The organism is Xanthomonas citri pv. mangiferaeindicae, from assembly GCA_002240395.1.
In the GTDB taxonomy this organism is placed as follows: domain Bacteria; phylum Pseudomonadota; class Gammaproteobacteria; order Xanthomonadales; family Xanthomonadaceae; genus Luteimonas; species Luteimonas citri_A.
In genome coordinates this window covers 3808631-3827319 of sequence record CP016836.1, presented here as the reverse complement: position 1 = coordinate 3827319, position 18689 = coordinate 3808631, and the positions used below count along the sequence as shown (strand labels likewise).

Sequence of the window (18689 nt, the reverse complement as noted above, 5' to 3'; positions counted from 1 at the left end):
ACATGACGGACAAGAAGACCATTGGCATCGTCGGCGCGCGTGGTCACACCGGCAGCGAACTGATCCGCCTCGTCGCCGCGCATCCGGGCCTCGAACTGCTGTTCGTGTCCTCGCGCGAGCTCGACGGCCAGCGCGTGGCCGACCACAACGCGGCCTGGCAGGGCGCGTTGCGCTTCGAGAATCTCGATGCCGACGCCGTGACGGCCAAGGGCGCCGACGCGGTGATCCTGGCGCTGCCCAACGGCAAGGCTGCACCGTTCGTCGCTGCACTCGACGCCGCCCGGGCCGAGACGGTGATCGTCGACCTGTCGGCCGATTACCGCTTCGATCCGGCCTGGTACTACGGCCTGCCGGAGCTGACCCGCGACACCTACATCGGTCAGCGTCGCATCAGCAATCCCGGCTGCTATGCCACCGCGATGCAGTTGGCCATCGCGCCGCTGCTCGACCAGCTCGCCGGCCCGCCGCAGTGCTTCGGTGTGTCCGGTTACTCGGGCGCAGGTACCACGCCGTCGGACAAGAACAATGTCGCGCTGCTGGCCGACAACCTGATGCCCTATGCGCTGACCGGCCATGTGCACGAGCGCGAGGTCTCGGCCCGGCTCGGCGTGCCGGTCGAGTTCATGCCGCACGTGGCGCCGCATTTCCGCGGGATCACGATGACCGTGAACCTGTGGCTGCGCGCACCCATGTCGCGCGATGCGGTCAAGGCGCGTTACGAGGCCCGCTATGCCGACGAACCGCTGGTCGAGGTGGTCGACGAGGCGCCCTGGGTGAGCCGCATCGCCGGCCAGCACGGTGCCCAGGTCGGCGGCTTTGTGATGGCCCAGGGCAACGGCCGCGTCGTCGTGGTCGCCACGCTCGACAATCTGCTCAAGGGCGCGGCGACACAAGCCATGCAGAACCTCAACCACGCGCTGGGCTTCGACGAGCTGACGTCGATCCAGTGATGCGAGCCCCTCGCAAGCGCCCGCACCGCGCTGCGCGGGATTGAACACAAGCCCATTTCGAGACGCATTTCGATGAGCAATCTCCTCTGGCAGAAGCCCGGCGTCGCCGTCGACACCCAGATCCAGGCGTTCCTGGCCGGCGACGACGTGATCCTCGACCGTGCGTTCTTCCTGCACGACATCGCCGCCAGTGCCGCGCATGCGCAAGGGCTGCAGCGTGTGGGCATCCTGTCGTCTGACGAACTCGCCGGCCTGGAGCGTGAGCTGGCAACGCTGGCCGAGGACTTCCAAAACGGCGCGTTCGTGCTCGACGACCGCTTCGAGGATGGCCATTCGGCGATCGAGGCGCGCCTGACCGAGCGCCTGGGCGATGCCGGCCGGCGCATCCACACCGGCCGCAGCCGCAACGACCAGGTGCTGGTCGCCACGCGTCTGTGGCTCAAGGAGAAGCTGGCGCGTCTGGCCGCGCTGTCGCGCGAGATCGCCAAGATCGCGCTGGATCGCGCCGAGGCCGAGCGCGACCTGCCGATTCCCGGCTATACCCACATCCAGCGCGCGGTGCTGTCTTCGGGCGGCATGTGGTGGTCGGGCTGGGCGGAAGCCTTCATCGATGACGCGGTGCGCGCGGCCGACACACTGGCGCTGATCGACTGCAATCCGCTGGGCACCGCGGCAGGTTACGGCGTCAACCTGGCGCTCGACCGCGACCACACGACCGCTGCCCTGGGGTTCGCGCGGCTGCAGGTCTCGCCGGTCTATGCGCAGCTCTCGCGCGGCAAGTTCGAACTCGCCGCGCTCGAAGCACTGGGCAGCGCCACGCTCGACCTGCGTCGCCTGGCCTGGGATCTGTCGCAGTTCACCAGTGCCGAGTACGGCTTTGTCGCGTTGCCGGCGCAGTACACCACCGGCAGTTCGATCATGCCCAACAAGCGCAATCCCGATGTGGTCGAGCTGATGCGCGCCACGCACGCCAGCGTCGCGGCCGCGCGCACCGAGATCGAGCAGTTGCTGTCGTTGCCGTCGGGCTATCACCGCGACCTGCAGAGCTCCAAGGGCGCGATCGTCCACGGCTTCGGTCGCGGTCTGGCCGCCCTCGAACTGCTGCCGGCCTTGCTGGCGAACCTGGAATGGCGCGAGGACCGGCTGCGTGCGGCGGTCGATTCGGGCATGTACGCGACCGATGTCGCGGTCGAGGCGGCGATCGCCGGCGTGCCGTTCCGCGAGGCCTACCAGGCGGCCGCGGCCAGCGCCGACACCGCCGGTCAGGGCCGCACGCCCGAGGGCAGCCTGGCCGCGCGGACCTCGCCGGGCGGGGCGGCCGACCTGCGACTGGCTTCTTTGCGTGCGCGCTGGGAGGCGCTGGCATGAGCACGGTCACGCGTTACCTGGTGTTGGCCATGCGGCGGCCGGACTTCGACGAGGCGGTCATCGAACCGCACAAGGCCTTCCTCGATGATCTGCGCGCGCGCGGGATGCTCGAGATGACGGGCGGTTTCGGCGACGGCAGTGGCGGTGCGTATCTGTTGCGCAATGTCGCCTCGCTGGAGGCGGCGCGCGCGATCGTCGCGGCCGATCCGCTGGCGCTGCAGCAGACCAGCAATCTCATCGTCCACGAGTGGCATACCCGCTGAACTCCGGCCGATGACCGCCTCCGACACGCAAGCGTTTCCCGAGCAGTCGCTGCCACCGTGGCGGCGCGCAGTGCTCAAGGTCGGCAGCAGTCTGCTGGCCGCCGATGGTGGCGGGCTGTCGCCGCAGTACGCCGCTGCGCTCGCCGGTTTCGTGCGCGCCGCGCATGCGGCCGGGCGCGAGGTCGTGCTGGTCTCGTCGGGAGCGGTGGCTGCCGGTCGCGCGATCCTGCAGGCCGGCGGCGAGGCGGGCGCGCCGATGGCCGAGCGCCAGGCGCTGGCCGCGCTCGGCCAGGCCCGGCTGACCGGCTTCTGGCAGGGCTTCTTCGAACGGCCCGTCGCGCAGGTGCTGCTGACCCACGACGACCTGCGCAACCGCCGCCGGTATCTCAATGCGCGCGCCACGTTGCAGGCGCTGCTGCGCCATCGTGCGCTGCCGGTGGTCAACGAAAACGACACGGTGTCGGTCGACGAACTCAAGCTCGGCGACAACGACAACCTCGCCGCGATCGTCGCCGCGCTGGTCGACGCCGAGGTGTTGTTCATCGCCACTGATATCGATGGCCTCTATGACGCCGATCCGCGGGTCGAGCCCTATGCGCGGCCGATGCCGGTGGTCGCGCAGATGAGCGGCTCGCTGCTCGCGGTGGCCGGCGGCGCGGGCAGCAGCGTCGGTACCGGCGGCATGCGCACCAAGCTCGAAGCCGCCCAGCGCGCGGCCTCGGCCGGCATCGCGACCGTGCTGTTCAATGGCCGTCGCGCCGATGTGCTCGAGGCGCTGGCCCATGACCGGCTGACCGGGACACGCATCCATGCGCTGCGCACCCGGCTGGCGGCGCGCAAGCACTGGCTGCGCAACGCGCCGGCCGAGCCGGGGGCGCTGGTCGTCGATGCCGGCGCCGCCCATGCGCTGGTGGAGAAGGGCGCGTCGCTGCTGCCCGGCGGCGTGGTCGCGGTCGAGGGGGCGTTCCGTCGCGGCGACCTGGTCGAGATCGTGCGGCGCGATGGCGATGGTCAGGACGCGGTCGCGCGCGGCGTGAGCCAGTACTCGGCCGACGACATCCGCCGTCTGTTGCGCCGGCACACGCGTGACATCGAGTCGGTGCTCGGCTACAGCTACGGCGGCAATATCGTCCACCGCGACGATCTTGTGCTGACATGACCGGCGCCCAACTGCGCAAGTCCGTGCTGGCGGTGGGCATCGGGCTTGGGATGGTCGCCGGCATCCCGCTGCTGATCGCCTGGATGCTGTCGCGCCATGCCGACAGCCGGATCCAGTCCGGCCCGCTGCTGCTCGACGATGCCGATGCGCCGCAGATGGCGTTCGTGCTCGAGGACACCCGTGCGCACGCAGTCGAGAAGGGCATCGTGCGCAGCCGCTCGCGCCAGTACGCGCAAGTGGTCGACATGCGCGACGGCCGGCTGCTGTGGAGCCGGCGTCTGGACGCCGAGGATGCACAAGGCCGCGACTGGGGCCGCGGCGTGCTGCTGGGCGCATCGCAGCATCACCTGTTTGCTTGGCGCAATGCGGTCTATGCCTTCGGCCGTGCCGATGGCCACCGTGAAAAGCCGGACGGCCCCCTGGCCGCACCGGTGGAACGGGCGCGCTACGACGCACAGGCCGGACGGCTGGCGATCGTCGACGCGCAGGGCCGCGCCTGGCGCATCGACGGCGACACGCTGGCGACGACGGCCGCAGACGACATCGATCCGGTAACGCTGTTCGACGAGACCAACCCGGAGATGGCCGCGCCGACGCTGGCGGCGGCCTCGGCGGCGGTCGACGCCGAGGGCCTTTGGACGTTGCTGGCGGCACCGGCGGAGGCCCAGGCGCTGGCCGCCGGCCGCGAGCGTAGCGGCGACGACATGCTCGATGCGCGCCGCCAGTTGCTGCGTGGGCGGCTGGATTGGCGATCGCCCGAGCGCAACCGCTTTGCGCCAGTGGGCGAGGCGGTGTTCATCCGTGGCGTATTCCTGCGCGACCCGGCGCACCCGCCGTTGGACATCGACACGGTGTTCTCGCAGGCCGGCCCGGAGGACGACGTGCCGATGCCCGAATCGCCGCGCATGCCGCATTTCGGGCGCGAGCCGTCCGATTTCCCCAGCGAGGCTGCCTATCGGCAGGCACGGGCGCGCTACCGTGCGCAGTTGCCGGCCGCGCTGCGCCGCTTCCATGCCGAGCAGGCGGAGTACATGCGCGCGATGGCGGCCTATCGCGAGCAACGGCAGCAAGCCGATGCGCGTGCGGGGCAGGCGCGCGGTACGCGCAATGCCTACATCAACGCGATGCGTCCGTTGTTGCAGCGGGCCTGGCTCACGGCCGACGAGGCGCTGTGGACGGTCGGCGATGCGCGTGATCGCCTGGTGCTGCACGCCACCGACGCGGCGCGCGGTGCACCGCAACTGCTCAGTGCGGTCGGCGAGGACGGTCTTGTGCGCTGGACGCTGGCGCTGGGCGTGGACCGGGTCGATGCGATCTGGCGTGCGCGCGACGGCGCCCTGCTGGCCGCGGGGCGCAGCGACGACGCGCGTTCGGACGTGCTGCTGCGGGTGGACCTCGGTCGCGGCACCGGCTGGCGCTATCTGGCGCGGACACGCGACACGCAGCCGTTGGCGACGGAGACACGCCGATGATCGAACTGATCCTGGTGCTTCTGGCGATGGCGCTGACGACGCTGGCGGCGGCATGGGCCGCGGTGTGGCCGCTGCGGCAATGGTGGCGCGTGCGCCGGATCGCCACCGCGGGCGTCCGCCGTGAGGCCGAGGTGGTGTCGGCGACCGCAGGGCCGGGCCCGGCGACCACGGTGACCTTGGCGTTCGACAATCTGGGCGGGCATCGGATCCAGGACGCGGTGACGCTGGTCGACACCCGGTCGCAGCTGCGCCGGTTCATACCCGGTGGACGTCTGGCGGTGCGGCTGGCACCGGATCCGCGTCGCGCGCCGCCCCTGGTGATCGAGGGCGCGCGTTCGCGCCCAACCCTCTGGGTATGGGCCTTGCCGCTGCTGCCGCTGGGCATCGGCGCGCTGTGCGCCTGGCGCCTGCGGCTGCGCCATTACCAGGCCGGCGGCGAGTGGTCGGAGATGTTCGGTCATGGCCAGGCCGAGTTCGGGCTGGCGATCGCGGTGCTGTTGCTGGTGGCGGTGCTGGCATTCATGGGCCGGACGCTGCGGCGCCATGCGCTGGCCGTGCCGGCCGAGCTGCGCTATGGCGGCGTGCCTGCGGTGGCCGAGGTGCTGTCGGCCGAGCACACCGGTACGGTGATCAACGACGCGCCGGTGATCGCCCTGCGCCTGCGCTTCGTCGACCAAGCCGGCGTCAGCCACACGGTGGTTGCCGAGCGTGCGATCGCGCCGCTGCGGCTGGCGCGCGTGGAGACCGCACGGACGCTCGAGCTGCTGTATCTGCCCGCGCAACCGACGCGGATCGCCTTGCCGACGCTGGAATAGGCAAAGGCGCAGGTCCCAGGCACGGCGTCGCGGTGCTACGGTGACGCCTTGTTTCCTCGGCACAGGAGCCGGTATGCAGACTCTCCGCGAACAGGCCCTGGCATGCCGTGAGGCCGCGCGCACACTGGCGGGCCTGCGCACCGCCGCGCGCGATGCGCTGCTGCGCGCGATGGCCGATGCGCTGGACGCGCACGCCGAGGCGATCCTCGCCGCCAACGCACGGGACGTCGCCGCCGCCCAGGCGCGTGGCACCACCGGCGCGCTGCTCGATCGTCTGCGCCTGGACGCGGCGCGGTTGGCCGGCGTGTCGGCCGCAGTCCGCGAAGTCGCCGCGCTGCCCGATCCGGTCGGGCAGGTGACCCGCGACGACGTCCGCCCCAATGGGTTGCACGTGCGCAAGGTGCGCGTGCCGCTGGGCGTGATCGCGATGATCTACGAGGCGCGCCCGAACGTGACCGCCGATGCCGCAGCGCTGTGCATCAAGGCCGGTAACGGCGTGATCCTGCGCGGTGGCAGCGAGGCCATCCACTCCAATACGGCCATTGCCACGGCACTGCGCGAGGCGATCGCCGCGCATGGCGTCGGTCCAGATGCGTTGACCCTGGTGACCGATCTGCGGCGCGAGACGATGCTCGCGCTGTTGCAACTCGTGGATGTCGTCGATCTGGCCATCCCGCGCGGCGGCGAGGGGCTGATCCGCTTCGTCGCCGAGCACGCGCGGGTGCCGGTGATCAAGCACTACAAAGGCGTGTGCCATCTGTTCGTCGATGCCAGCGCCGATCCCGAGGTCGCGTTGCGGCTGCTGATCGACGGCAAGACCAGCCGCCCCAGCGCCTGCAATGCGCTCGAGACAGTGCTGGTGCACGCCGACATCGCTGCGACGTTCGTGCCGCGCGCGGTGCAGGCATTGCGGGCGGCCGGCGTCGAAGTCCGTGGCGATGCGCGCGTCCGTGCCCTGGCCGGCGATGTCGCGGAGGCGAGCGAGGACGACTATGCCGCCGAGTTCCTCGACCTGATCATCGCCGCGCGCGTGATCGATTCGCTCGACGACGCCATCGCGCATATCCAGCGCTTCGGTTCGGACCACACCGAGGTCATCGCCACGCGCGATGATGCGAATGCCGCGCGCTTCGTCGCCGCGCTGCGCGCCGCGGTGGTGATGGTCAATGCGTCCTCGCGCTTCAGCGACGGTGGCGAGCTGGGCCTGGGCGCGGAGATCGGCATCTCGACCACGCGCCTGCATGCCTACGGCCCGATGGGCCTGGAGGCGCTGACCATCGAGCGCTTTGTCGTGCAGGGCGCCGGGCAGGTGCGGCACCCGTAGCGGACGACGCGCCGCGCCGATACGCGGGCGCGGATTCAGTTCGACGCGGTGTGCTGGCGTGCGGCGATTTCGCGCATCCGGTACTTCTGCACCTTGCCGGTGATCGTCATCGGGAAGCCGTCGACGAAGTCGATGTAGCGCGGAATCTTGTAGTGCGCGATGCGGCCGCGGCAGAACGCGCGGATCTCGTCGGCGGTGCAGGTGGCGCCGTCGGCCAGGCGGATCCAGGCGCAGACTTCCTCGCCGAAGCGTGCGTCGGGCACGCCGAATACCTGCACGTCGGCAACGGCAGGGTGGGTGTGCAGGAATTCCTCGATCTCGCGCGGGTAGATGTTCTCGCCGCCGCGGATGAGCATGTCCTTGAGCCGGCCGACGATCCGGCAGTAGCCCTCGGCGTCGAGCGTGGCCAGATCGCCGGTGTGCATCCAGCCGTCGGCATCGAGCACCTCCGCGGTACGCGCTGGTTCGCCCCAGTAGCCGCGCATGACCGAGTAGCCGCGGGTCTGGAGTTCGCCGGTCTCGCCGCGTGGCACCACTGCGCCGTCCTTGTCGACGATGCGCACTTCCACGTGCGGGTGCACCCGTCCGACCGAGTCGACGCGCCGGTCGAGCGGGTCATCGGGCGTGGTCTGGAAGCTCACCGGGCTGGTTTCGGTCATGCCGTAGGCGATCGTGACCTCGGTCATGTGCATGCGCTCGACGACCTTCTTCATGACCTCGACCGGGCACGGCGAGCCGGCCATGATGCCGGTGCGCAGCGACGACAGGTCGAACTCGCCGAAACGTGGATGGTCGAGTTCGGCGATGAACATCGTCGGCACGCCGTGCAGGCCAGTGCAGCGTTCGCGCTCGACCGTCTGCAGCGTCGTCAGCGGATCGAAGCCTTCGCCGGGGACCACCATGCACGCCCCGTGGGTCACGCAGGCCAGGTTGCCCAGCACCATGCCGAAGCAGTGGTAGAACGGCACCGGGATGCACAGCCGGTCGGTCTCGGTCAGGCGCATCGCCTCGCCGACGAACCAGCCGTTGTTGACGATGTTGCGGTGGCTCAGTGTCGCGCCCTTCGGCGCGCCGGTGGTGCCGGAAGTGAACTGGATGTTGATCGCATCGTCCGGCGCCAGGCGGTCCTGCAATGCCGCCAGCCGCGCGTGCGCATCGCTGTCGTCGCAGGCCGCCACCGCATCGAAGCGCAGCGTGCCAGGCACCTCGTCGCCATCGCCCAGCACCAGCACATGGCGCAGTTCGGGCAAGCGGGCGGCCTGCAGCGCGCCGGGCGCGGCGCTGTCGAGCTCGGGCGCCAGTTCGCGCAGCAGGCCGACGTAGTCGGAGGTCTTGAAGGCCCGCGACAGCACCAGCGCTCGACAGCCGACGCGGGTCAGTGCGTACTCGAGCTCGTGGGTGCGATAGGCGGGATTGATGTTGACCAACACCAAGCCGGCGCGCGCGGACGCGAACTGCATCAGCACCCATTCGGCGCGGTTGAGCGACCAGATGCCGATGCGATCGCCCGGTTCGAGCCCCAGCGCGAGCAGGCCGGCGGCCAGCCGTGTGACCGCGGCATCGAACGCGCGGTAGTTCAGCCGCACCGATTGCGACGGAGCGACCAGCGCCTCGCGATCGGGGTGACGGGCCGCGACGCGCGCGAGCATCGCGCCGACGGTTTCCTCGAGCAGAGGCATATCGGTGGGGCCGGTGACGTGGCTGGGCGTGTCGTGCATGGCAATCGGCTGCGCTATCGTTGAGTGCGGCAGGATACGAGGCTCGCCCGAGAAGTTCACGGCGCAGCGGCCGTGGTACTGCCGGCGCGATCCGCAGATTCAGGCGTCTGTGACCGAGCGCTGGCAGCGATGCCTGCGATTCGCCTTCCCCGATTCGGACTTTTCGTCAGTTGAGCGCTTTCGTTTTTCTCTTCCAACTGTTCGGCGGCATCGTCGGCCAGGTCGCGTTGATGCAAGGCATGTTCGTGCTGCGTCCGGCCGAGGCGGGCATCGATCATCCCTCGCGTCCGCATCGGCTGTTCTATCGCGGCATGGCGCTGCTGATGTGCAATCTGTGGTCGCTGCTGGCGACCGTTCTGCTGCTTGATGCGGCCGGCGTCGATATGCTGGCGCCGGGTTTGTCGCAGCCCGCGCGCGTGGCGACCTTGGTGCTGTTGCCGCTGCCGTTGCTCGGCGTGTTCTATTGGCTGTATCGGCGATTTCTGCGCTGGGCCGCGCGCGGCGACGGGCACGCGAACCGCTGACCGCCGGAACGCATCGCTTACCAGCTGTCCTCGAGTGCACGCGGCTTGCAGGCCAGCCAGCCGCCGACCAGCAGCACGGCGACGAAGCCGTAGAGCATCGCAAAGGGCCAGCGCCAGCCGCCGGTCGCGCCGTGCAGCACGCCGAACAGCAGCGGGCCGGCGCAGCTGAGCGTGTAGCCCACGCCCTGCATGAAGCCCGACAGTGCGGCCGAGCCGGCCGGCGTGCGTGTGCGCAGGTTGATCAGTGTCAGCGCCAGCGGGAACGTCGACGGGCCCAGGCCCAGCAGCACGACCCACAGCACCGGCGCGGCCATCGGCGCGAGCAGCAGGCCGGAGAACGCCGCGATGTGACAACAGGCGCACAGCAGCACGATCGCGAACGGATTGCGCACGCGCACCGCGAGCGCGGGCATGCCCAGTGCGCTGACCAGGCCGAGCGCGGAGAACAACGCCACCATCGTGCCGCCGAATGCGGGCGAGGCGCCGGCTTCGCTGAGCAGGGTCGGCAGCCAGGTGAACATCGCGTAGGTGATCAGCGAGGTGGTGCCGAACATCATCGCCATGCCCCAGGCGACCGGCGAGCGCCATGCCCGTCCGCGTGCGCCGCCGGTCGAGACACTGGCCACCGCGGTGGACGGGCCATCGACCCGCACGCCACTGCCGCGCCGCCGCGCCATCGCCAGCAGGCCGATCCACGGCAGCGCCGCGGCCAGCGCGGTCAAGGTCCAGGCGCCGAGCGCCACACGCCAGCCGGCGGCCTCGGCCAGCGGCACGGCGAGCAATGCGGGCAACATCGTGCCCAGTTGCAGCACGGTGATGTAGAGCGTGGAGACCGCGCCGACCCGATCGGGGAAGTAGCGCTTGACCAGCGGCGGCAACACCACGTTGCCGATGCCCATGCCGGCCAATGCGACGATCGACCCGGCCATCAGCAGGCCCACGCCGCCAGCGCACGAGCGCAGCGCCAGGCCGGCGGTGGCCAGCAGCATCGCCAGCAATGCGGTGCGCTCGATGCCGACACGGCGCGCGAGCATCGGCGTGGTCACCCCGAACACGGCGAAGGCCGCGGTGGGCAGCATGCCGAGCACCCCGGCGGTGGCCGAGCCGAAGCCGAACTGCGTGCCCAGCAGATCGAGCAGCGGGGTGAGCGAAGTCACCGCGGTGCGCAGGTTGAAGGCCGACAGCGCGATGCCCAGCAACACCACCAGGCGCACCGTGCGCAAGGCGATCGGTGGGCGGGTGGCGTGAGGCGTGGGCGTCATGGCGGGCGGCATCGCATGCCGCGAACCGGGCACGGCCGTAATAGACGAAAACCGGCGCAAGGGCCGGTTTCGGATCACCAGATTGGTCGGGGAGACAGGATTCGAACCTGCGACCTCTACGTCCCGAACGTAGCGCTCTACCAGACTGAGCTACACCCCGACAGGTGAGCCGCGCATTCTACCGATGCACCCGTCATCAGGGCAAGGGGGTCGTGTTCGACGGGGGCGATCGGCCTCCTGGTGGAGGGCGGTCGCGTCGTCGGCGCGGCGGGCTGCGATAATAGCGGGCACGACGCGATACCGACAATGGGGTCGCCGTCATCCGCTGCTGGATGTTTCTGATTTCATGACCTCGCCGCCGCAAGGAAAGGACCGCACCGGTCCTCGTCGTCTTCGCCTGCAATGGCTCGATGCGCAACTGGTGCCGAGCCGGTCGCGTCACCGCGTGGCCCAGGCCAGCCAGGTGCTCGCCGGCTGGCTGCTGGTGCCGCAGGCCGCGGCGATCGCCTGGGGGCTGGACGCGGCATTGATCGACGGGCGGGGGCCAGGCGCGCTGCATGCGCCGCTCGCGCTGCTGGCGGTCACGTTGTTGGCGCGCACGCTGCTGGGCTGGATCGGGCAGCGCGCGGCCGCCGATGCGGTCGAGGACACACTGGCGCGCATGCGCGTGGGGCTGGCACGTGCGGCGATCGCGCGCGGTCCGGTGTGGCTGCGCGGGCGGCGCAGCGGCGAATTGGTCGCGCTGTCGACCGGCCATGTCGATGCCGCCGCGCCGTACTTCGGCGGCTACCTGCTCGCGCGTGCCGAGGTGATGCTGGTGCCGCCGGTGCTGCTGGTGGCGGTGTTCGCCGCCGACTGGATCGTCGGTCTGCTGCTGTTGGCGGCTGCGCCCTTGGCGCCGTTCTTCATGGCGTTGATCGGCATGCGCGCCGAGGCCGCCGGCCGCGCGCAGCTCTCGGCGCTTGCCAGGGCCGGTGCGCATTTCACCGATCGCTTGCGTGGGCTCGACCTGATCCGCGTCTACGGCCGAGGCGAAGCGGAGCTGGCGCAGGTGGGCGAGGCCACCGAAACCATCCGCGTGCGCAGCATGCGCGTGCTGCGCATCGCCTTTCTGTCCTCGACCGTGCTCGAGTTCTTCGCCTCGGTCAGCGTCGCACTGGTGGCGCTGTACTTCGGCTTCAGTTATCTGGGGCTGATCGCGTTGCGCGACCCGGCCCCGACACTGGCGACCGGCCTGTTCTGCCTGCTGCTGGCACCGGAGTTCCACGGGCCGATGCGTCGACTGGCCGGGTATTACCACGATCGCGCGAACGCGCTGGCCGCGGTCGCCGAGGTCGAGGCCGCGTTCGACGACAGCCGCCCCGCGCTCGATGCAGTGCCGGCGGCCGACCCGGCACCGAATGCGACCGGTGCGCCGGCGGTGCGGATCGAGGCGGTCACGCTGCGTCATCCCGGCGCCGCGGTGCCGGCCCTGGCCGGCGCCTCGCGCGACATCCCGGCCGGGCAGCGCCTGGCGATCGTGGCGCCCAGCGGTGGCGGCAAGAGCACGCTGCTCGATGCGCTCGCTGGCTGGTTGCCGCCGGAATCCGGGTGTATCCATGTGCCTCCCGGCACGACGATCGCCTTGGCCGGGCAGCGGCCGTGGCTGTTCCAGGGCAGCCTGCGCGACAACCTGCGCATCGGCGCGCCGCAGGCCGACGAGGCTGCGGTGCGTGAGGCGGCGCAGATCGCGCAGGTCACACGGTTTGCCGCGCACCTGCCCGAGGGCCTCGACACGCCGATCGGCGAGCACGGTTTCGGGTTGTCGGGCGGGCAGGCGCGCCGCGTGGCGCTGGCGCGCGCATTGCTGCTGCGCCCGCAATTGCTGTTGCTCGACGAACCAACGGCGTTTCTCGACCCTGCGACCGAAGCCGACCTGCTCGCCGCACTCGGCACCTCGCTGCGCGACTGCACGGTCATCGTCGCCACGCACAGTCAGGCGGTGATGGACTGGGCCGATGCGGTCTGGCGCTTGCCCGGGCCGTCGGCGGCCCCGGTCGAGCCCACCGTGGAGGCGGCGCGATGAGTGCGGCCTTCGATCGCGACATCGCCAGCACCCGCTCGCTACTGCGCCGACATCGCGGGCGCGTGGCCGCGGCGATCGGCCTGCTGGCGCTGACGCTGGTGTCCGGCGTCGCACTGCTGGGGTTGTCGGGTGGGTTCATCGCCGCCAGTGCGCTGACCTTCGGCACGCTGGGCAGTTTCAATTTCTTCACTCCATCGGCCGGCATCCGGGCGCTGACCTTCGCGCGCATCGCCTCGCGCTATGTCGAAAAGCTCGCCGGCCACGACGCGATGTTGCGCATCGCCCGCGACTTGCGCAGCTGGTTCTTTGCGCGCGCGCTGCGGCTCACGCCCGGCCAGTTGGGGCGGCTGCGCACCGGCGATCTGCTGGCGCGACTGCTGGGCGACATCGACGCGGTGGATGGCCTGTTGCTGCGCGCGACCGGCCCGCTGCTGGCCCTGCTCGCACTGGGCGTCGCAGGCCTGGGCATTGCCGCCTGGCTGCACCCGCCGACCGCGGCCTGGCTGGCGCTGGTCGCGCTGGCGACCGGGCTCGGCGTGCCCTGGCTGGTCGCCCGCGGGCGCTCGGCCGCCGAGGCTGAGCGGGCCCGGCGCCGTGCCGAACTGCGCGCCCGCCTGCACGAGCTCTACGACGGTCAGGCCGACCTGGCGGCGCTGGGCGTGGCCGATGGCTGGCTGGCCCGCGTCGACGCCGACGCGCAGGCCGTGGGCGATGCCGAGCGCGTGCGCCGACGGCAGTTGGCCGATGGCGGCCTGTGGCATGGCCTGGCGACCGGCGTCGGCCTGGTCGGCACGCTGTGGATCGTCGGCGCCTCGGCGCTGGGCGGGGCGTTGCCTCCCGCACACGCGGCGGCGCTGTTCTTTCTCGCGATCGGGTTGTTCGAGGCCTGGGCGGGGGCCGGACTGGCCTGGCAAGCGCTGCTGGCCGCGCGTGCATCGATTGCGCGTCTCGACGCGGTGGCCGGTACCGAGCCGACGGTCGTCGATCCCCCAGCGCCGGTGGCCTTACCGGCCGCCGGGGCGCTGCGTTTCGATAACGTGACCTTCGCCTGGCCTGGCCAGGACCGGCCGGTGCTGCGTGGCCTGACGCTTTCGATCGCGCCGGGCGAACGCGTGACGATCGGTGGCGACAGCGGCGGCGGCAAGTCCACGCTGGCGGCGTTGCTGCTGCGCAGTGCCGAGCCCGACGCGGGCACGCTGTCGTTCGGCGGGGTCGACCTGCGCGCCGTCCGTCAGCGCGACTGGTTCGCACGGATCGCCTGGTTGCCGCAGAACGCCCCGGTGTTCGCCGGCAGCGTGCGCGACAACCTGGTGTTTGGCGCGCCGCAGGCCGATGACGCGCAGCTGTGGGCGATGCTGGCGCGGGTGCGGCTGGCCGACTGGGCGCGGGCGCTGGGCGGGCTCGATGCCTGGGTCGGCGAGGCCGGCATCACGATGTCCGGGGGCAGGCGCGGCGATTGGCGCTGGCCCGAGCGCTGTTGCGCGATGCCGCGCTGGTGGTGCTCGATGAACCCACCGAGGGCCTGGATCACGACACCGCCGACGCGCTGCTGCGCGAATTGCCCGACCTGCTCGATGGCCGCAGCCTGCTGCTGATCACCCACGGCGCGGTGCCGCCGGGGCTGGCGGACCGCCACCTGTGGCTGCGCGACGGGCACCTGCATGCCGACACGCCCTAGAATGGCGGTCTTCCTCCGCATCACCGACGAGCTGCCCGCATGATCAAGCCCCGGACCCCGCCCGGCGTCATGGAACTGTTGCCGCGCGACCAGATCGCGTTCCAGCGCATGCTGGACACGATCCGCCGCACGTTCGAAGGCTTCGGGTTCCTGCCGATCGAGACGCCGGTGTTCGAACTGTCGGAGACGCTGCTGACCAAGTCGGGCGGCGAGACCGAGCGGCAGGTCTATTTCGTGCAGTCGACCGGGGCGCTGGCCAAATCGGCGGAAGGCGGCCAGGCCGACGGCCTGCCGGAACTGGCGCTGCGCTTCGATCTGACCGTGCCGCTGGCGCGCTACGTCGCCGAGCACGAGCACGACCTGGCATTCCCGTTCCGCCGTTACCAGATGCAGCGCGTCTACCGCGGCGAGCGCGCTCAGCGCGGACGCTTCCGCGAGTTCTACCAGTGCGACATCGACGTGATCGGCAAGGACACGCTGTCGCCGCGCTACGACGCCGAGGTGCCGGCGGTGATCAGCGCGGTGTTCGCCGCGCTCGACATCGGCGAGTTCACGATCCAGCTCAACCATCGCAAGCTGCTGCGCGGCTACTTCGAAGGGCAGGGCATCGACGATGCGCAGCAGATGACCGTGCTGCGCGAAATCGACAAGCTCGACAAACGCGGCGAGGACGCAGTGCGCGCGACGCTGACTGGCGAGGCGTTCGGCCTGTCGGACGACGTCGCCGAACGCCTGCTGGCGTTCTCGCGCGTGCGTTCGACCGGGCACGACGATGCGCTGGCCAAGCTCGATGCGCTCGGCGCCGGTACGGCGCTGTTCGAGGAGGGGCGTGACGAACTGCGCGCGCTGCTGAGCCAGTTGCGTGCGCTCGGCGTGCCCGAGTCGCGTTACGCGCTGAATCTGTCGATCGCGCGCGGCCTGGATTACTACACCGGCATGGTCTACGAGACCGTGCTCGACGCGCATCCGCAGATCGGTTCGATCTGCTCGGGCGGACGCTACGACAACCTCGCCAGCCACTACACCAAGTCCAAGCTGCCGGGCGTGGGCATTTCGATCGGCCTGACCCGACTGTTCTGGCAGTTGCGCGAGGCGGGCCTGGTGCGCACCGCCGACAGCTCGGTCGATGTGCTGGTGACGCTGTTCGACGATGCCGGCCTGCCGTCGGCGCTCGCGCTGTCGCAGCGCCTGCGCAGCGCCGGACTCAACGTCGAGACCCAGCTCGAGCCGCGCAAGCTCGCCAAGCAGATGCAGTATGCCGATCGCGCCGGCATCCGCTTCGTGGTGATCCGCGGCGACGAGGAAGCGGCGCGCGGCGTGGTCGCGGTCAAGGACCTGCGCCGCGGCGAGCAGTTCGAGGTCACCGACGACGACCTGCCGCGCACATTGCTGGTCGAGCGGGAGCAGTGGCAGGCGATGCGATGAACTTGCGGTCGCTGGCGCCTGCGGCCCTGTCGCTGCCGACCATTCTGTCGCTGGCTGCCTGCTCGCCGTTCGGCACCCGGTTCGAGCGTGTGTCGCCCGGCATCTATCGCGTCGAGAGTGTCCAGTGCGCGGCATCCGGCGACGTGACCGATATGCTGGCCGATATCACTGCCGAGGCTGAGCGCCGCTGTCGGGGCGGCCATCGCCTCGACGAGACTGTGACCTCGTCACTCGGCATCCGCGGCAGTGTCTTGGGGGAATGCCCGGCCGCCCACGTCGCCACGACGGTGACCTGCATGGAGTCCACCCGATGAAAGCCATCCGCCTCGACGGCCGTTCGCTGACCCGCGCGCAATTGGTGATTGTTGCCCACGGTGCGCCGGTCGAACTCGACGACCAGGCACTGCGCGCGGTGGCGCAGGCGGCCGAGTTCCTCGCCGAGCAGGTGCGCCGCGAAGAACCGATCTACGGCGTCTCCACCGGCTTTGGCAGCAATGCCGATCGCCTGCTCGGGGCGCGCCCGCTACGCGACGACTTGCCGGGTGCCACGCCCTCGGGCCGTGCGTTGCACGAGGAACTGCAGCACAACCTCATCGTCACCCATGCAGTCTGCGTCGGCGAGCCGTTGGCGCCGGAGGTGGTGCGCGCGATGCTGTGCATCCGCATCAACACACTGCTTAAGGGCCACTCGGGCATCCGCGTGGCGACGCTGCAGGCGCTGGCCGACCTGCTCAACGCCGGCGTCGTGCCAGTGGTCCCGGGGCTCGGCTCGGTCGGCGCCTCGGGCGATCTGGCACCGCTTTCGCACCTGGCGATCGTGCTGCTGGGCGGCGGCGAGGCGTTCTTCGAGGGCGAGCGCATGTCCGGTGCCGAGGCGCTGCGGCGCGCCGGCCTGGCGCCGGTCACGCTGTCGTACAAGGAGGGCCTGGCGCTCAACAACGGCACCGCACAGATGCTCGCCACCGGTGTGCTGGCGCTGCACCGGCTCGATGCGCTGCTCGACACCGCCGACCTTGCCGCAGCGATGACCATCGATGCCTTCGCCGGTCGGCTCGGTGCGTTCGACGCCGATGTCCATGCGCTGCGTCCGCACCCCGGGCAAGTCGAAGTCGCCGCGCACCTGCGCGAGCTGCTCGACGGCTCGACGCTGGCCGACATCGCCTACCACCTGGTGCCGAAGTTCCGACCGTGGCTGCCGTCGAGCTGGGACACCACGCAGGCCCAGGCGCTGCGCTTCGACATCGGCTGGGACTGGGTGCCGAGCGATCAGCGCCATGGTCGCGAGAAGTTCTACGCGCGCTTCCGGCCATTCCGCGGCGGCAAGAAGCACCAGCCGCAGGACGCCTATTCGTTGCGCTGCATCCCGCAGGTGCACGGCGCGGTGCGCGACGCGGTCGAGCAGGCCAAGCGCGTGTTCGACGTCGAGCTCAATGCGGTCACCGACAACCCGCTGGTGTTCCCGGGTCGCGAAGCCGAGCACGTCGAGCAGCAGGTGATCTCGGCCGGCCATTTCCACGGCATGCCGCTGGCGCTGGCGATGAGCTACGTCAAGGCGGCGATCCCGGTGCTGGCGTCGATCTCCGAGCGCCGCTTGGCCAAGCTCGTCGACCCGGCGACCAACGACGGGCTGCCGGCGTTCCTGATCGGCAACGAGGACGCCACCGAATCGGGCTTCATGATCGTGCAGTACACCGCGGCGGCGCTGGTCAACGACCTAGCCACCCGCGCGCACCCGGCGAGCGTGTATTCGGTGCCGACCAGCGCCAACGCCGAAGACCATGTCTCGATGGGCACCAACGAAGCGCGTCACGTGCTGGCGATGGCCGACGACCTGGGCAAGGTACTCGCGCTCGAGCTCTACACCGCGGCGCAGGCGCTGGACCTGCGGGTGGACATGATCAACGCCGCGCGCGACCTCGCGCGCCGGGCCGATGCCCAGGCGCTGGCGACGAAGGTGCAGGGCGGCCCGGCGCAGGACCGCGCGACGCACGCCGGCTTTCTCGACGAGGTCGAGGCGCTGCGCGTCGAACTCGCCGCGTGCGCGCCGTTCCATCCGGGGGCGATCGTCGCCCAGGCACATGCGCGCATCCGCGAGACGATCCCGTTCCTCGACCGCGACCGCGCGCTCGATGGCGAGGTCGCCGCGGCGGTGCGCCTGGTCGCCGACGGCGCGCTGCTGGCGGTGCTGCCGCGCTGGCGGGTGCCGACCACCGGACCTGCGGCGTGAACCTGCCGCTGCATTTCGGCTGGCTGGGGGTGCTGGAGGCCGCGCTGATCGCGATGGCGGTCGGCGCGCTGTGCTACCTGCTGTTCCATTGGCTCGGCGCGCGCTACCGCTGGGCGCACGGGCATTCGATCGGTTGGGGTTGCCTGGGCGCGCTCGCGATCGCGGTCGGGATCGACGCCTGGCACCTGTTCTACATGGGCGTGGTCAAGCTCGAGTCGCCGGTCTACGCGCGCATCGCGCTGCAGAAGATCCACGATCCCGACTTCCTCGCCACCCGCGTGTTCATGTCCTCACTGGCCGCGTTCTCGGGCGTCGCACTGGCCTGGCTGGGCATGCAGGCACGCACGCGCGCCGACTGACACCCCTCTCAAAGAACCGGGGTCAGAGTGGATTTCTGCGAAGAAATCCACTCTGACCCCGGTTTTGTTTTGGGTCGGCG

At 70.7% G+C, this 18689-nt stretch carries 15 protein-coding genes, 1 tRNA gene and 1 pseudogene; 14 read left to right on the top strand and 3 right to left on the bottom strand.

The window, feature by feature from the left end:
* Positions 1-2: 2 nt before the first annotated feature.
* The 7 genes from BEN78_16720 (at position 3) to BEN78_16690 (ending at position 7351) form a co-directional block, all read left to right on the top strand.
* Positions 3-950, top strand: a complete 948-nt coding sequence (locus tag BEN78_16720) for an N-acetyl-gamma-glutamyl-phosphate reductase (protein ASR44767.1) — start codon at positions 3-5, stop codon at positions 948-950.
* Between the two features lie 72 nt (positions 951-1022).
* Entirely contained in the window at positions 1023-2318 is a 1296-nt protein-coding gene (locus BEN78_16715) for an argininosuccinate lyase (GenBank protein ASR44766.1), read from the top strand.
* The gene (locus tag BEN78_16710) at positions 2315-2581 is read left to right on the top strand and encodes a hypothetical protein (GenBank protein ID ASR44765.1); all 267 of its coding nucleotides are present in this window, start codon (positions 2315-2317) and stop codon (positions 2579-2581) included. Before BEN78_16715 ends, BEN78_16710 begins: the two co-directional genes overlap by 4 nt.
* Before the next feature lie 10 nt (positions 2582-2591).
* Entirely contained in the window at positions 2592-3740 is a 1149-nt protein-coding gene (locus tag BEN78_16705) for a glutamate 5-kinase (GenBank protein ID ASR44764.1), read from the top strand.
* A complete protein-coding gene (locus BEN78_16700; protein ID ASR44763.1) occupies positions 3737-5212 on the top strand; it encodes a hypothetical protein in 1476 nt (491 codons plus the stop codon). Before BEN78_16705 ends, BEN78_16700 begins: the two co-directional genes overlap by 4 nt.
* Positions 5209-6027 carry a hypothetical protein gene (locus BEN78_16695; protein ID ASR44762.1) on the top strand — a complete coding sequence of 273 codons (819 nt, stop codon included), beginning with the start codon at positions 5209-5211 and terminating at the stop codon, positions 6025-6027. Before BEN78_16700 ends, BEN78_16695 begins: the two co-directional genes overlap by 4 nt.
* Before the next feature lie 73 nt (positions 6028-6100).
* Positions 6101-7351 (top strand): glutamate-5-semialdehyde dehydrogenase, encoded by a 1251-nt coding sequence (locus BEN78_16690; protein ID ASR44761.1) that lies wholly within the window; start codon positions 6101-6103, stop codon positions 7349-7351.
* A 35-nt stretch (positions 7352-7386) separates the two neighbouring features.
* Here BEN78_16690 and BEN78_16685 read toward each other — a convergent pair whose 3' ends face one another.
* Positions 7387-9069 (bottom strand): AMP-binding protein, encoded by a 1683-nt coding sequence (locus BEN78_16685; GenBank protein ID ASR44760.1) that lies wholly within the window; start codon positions 9067-9069, stop codon positions 7387-7389.
* A gap of 170 nt (positions 9070-9239) precedes the next feature.
* Here BEN78_16685 and BEN78_16680 point away from each other — a divergent pair, with 170 nt between their 5' ends.
* Positions 9240-9593 (top strand): hypothetical protein, encoded by a 354-nt coding sequence (locus BEN78_16680; GenBank protein ID ASR44759.1) that lies wholly within the window; start codon positions 9240-9242, stop codon positions 9591-9593.
* 17 nt (positions 9594-9610) lie between these two features.
* Here BEN78_16680 and BEN78_16675 read toward each other — a convergent pair whose 3' ends face one another.
* Positions 9611-10855, bottom strand: a complete 1245-nt coding sequence (locus tag BEN78_16675; protein ID ASR45207.1) for an MFS transporter — start codon at positions 10853-10855, stop codon at positions 9611-9613.
* An 83-nt stretch (positions 10856-10938) separates the two neighbouring features.
* Positions 10939-11015: transfer RNA gene (locus tag BEN78_16670), tRNA-Pro, on the bottom strand.
* A gap of 186 nt (positions 11016-11201) precedes the next feature.
* Between BEN78_16670 and BEN78_16665 the strand changes: the two genes are divergently transcribed.
* The 6 genes and pseudogenes from BEN78_16665 to BEN78_16640 all read left to right on the top strand — a co-directional run bounded on the left by BEN78_16665 (position 11202) and on the right by BEN78_16640 (position 18609).
* Positions 11202-12920 (top strand): thiol reductant ABC exporter subunit CydD, encoded by a 1719-nt coding sequence (locus BEN78_16665; protein ASR44758.1) that lies wholly within the window; start codon positions 11202-11204, stop codon positions 12918-12920.
* Positions 12917-14598 (top strand): annotated as a pseudogene (locus BEN78_16660) (thiol reductant ABC exporter subunit CydC). The gene BEN78_16665 and the pseudogene BEN78_16660 overlap by 4 nt, the downstream one beginning before the upstream one ends.
* Positions 14599-14637: 39 nt before the next feature.
* Positions 14638-16023: a histidine--tRNA ligase gene (locus BEN78_16655; protein ASR44757.1), complete on the top strand. Its 1386-nt coding sequence runs from the start codon at positions 14638-14640 to the stop codon at positions 16021-16023.
* Positions 16020-16337, top strand: coding sequence for a hypothetical protein (locus tag BEN78_16650; GenBank protein ID ASR44756.1), 318 nt, complete (start codon positions 16020-16022; stop codon positions 16335-16337). The genes BEN78_16655 and BEN78_16650 overlap by 4 nt, the downstream gene beginning before the upstream one ends.
* The gene (locus BEN78_16645; protein ASR44755.1) at positions 16334-18250 is read left to right on the top strand and encodes a histidine ammonia-lyase; all 1917 of its coding nucleotides are present in this window, start codon (positions 16334-16336) and stop codon (positions 18248-18250) included. The genes BEN78_16650 and BEN78_16645 overlap by 4 nt, the downstream gene beginning before the upstream one ends.
* Positions 18247-18609 carry a hypothetical protein gene (locus tag BEN78_16640; GenBank protein ID ASR44754.1) on the top strand — a complete coding sequence of 121 codons (363 nt, stop codon included), beginning with the start codon at positions 18247-18249 and terminating at the stop codon, positions 18607-18609. The genes BEN78_16645 and BEN78_16640 overlap by 4 nt, the downstream gene beginning before the upstream one ends.
* Positions 18610-18689 lie beyond the last annotated feature (80 nt).

Bases quoted from the DNA above. Each gene is read 5' to 3' on its own strand.
- BEN78_16675 (ASR45207.1), bottom strand. From the start codon at position 10,855: ATGACGCCCACGCCTCACGCCACCCGCCCACCGATCGCCTTGCGCACG.
- BEN78_16705 (ASR44764.1), top strand. From the start codon at position 2,592: ATGACCGCCTCCGACACGCAAGCGTTTCCCGAGCAGTCGCTGCCACCG.
- BEN78_16645 (ASR44755.1), top strand. From the start codon at position 16,334: ATGAAAGCCATCCGCCTCGACGGCCGTTCGCTGACCCGCGCGCAATTG.
- BEN78_16715 (ASR44766.1), top strand. From the start codon at position 1,023: ATGAGCAATCTCCTCTGGCAGAAGCCCGGCGTCGCCGTCGACACCCAG.
- BEN78_16650 (ASR44756.1), top strand. From the start codon at position 16,020: ATGAACTTGCGGTCGCTGGCGCCTGCGGCCCTGTCGCTGCCGACCATT.
- BEN78_16695 (ASR44762.1), top strand. From the start codon at position 5,209: ATGATCGAACTGATCCTGGTGCTTCTGGCGATGGCGCTGACGACGCTG.
- BEN78_16710 (ASR44765.1), top strand. From the start codon at position 2,315: ATGAGCACGGTCACGCGTTACCTGGTGTTGGCCATGCGGCGGCCGGAC.
- BEN78_16700 (ASR44763.1), top strand. From the start codon at position 3,737: ATGACCGGCGCCCAACTGCGCAAGTCCGTGCTGGCGGTGGGCATCGGG.
- BEN78_16690 (ASR44761.1), top strand. From the start codon at position 6,101: ATGCAGACTCTCCGCGAACAGGCCCTGGCATGCCGTGAGGCCGCGCGC.
- BEN78_16655 (ASR44757.1), top strand. From the start codon at position 14,638: ATGATCAAGCCCCGGACCCCGCCCGGCGTCATGGAACTGTTGCCGCGC.
- BEN78_16720 (ASR44767.1), top strand. From the start codon at position 3: ATGACGGACAAGAAGACCATTGGCATCGTCGGCGCGCGTGGTCACACC.
- BEN78_16685 (ASR44760.1), bottom strand. From the start codon at position 9,069: ATGCACGACACGCCCAGCCACGTCACCGGCCCCACCGATATGCCTCTG.
- BEN78_16665 (ASR44758.1), top strand. From the start codon at position 11,202: ATGACCTCGCCGCCGCAAGGAAAGGACCGCACCGGTCCTCGTCGTCTT.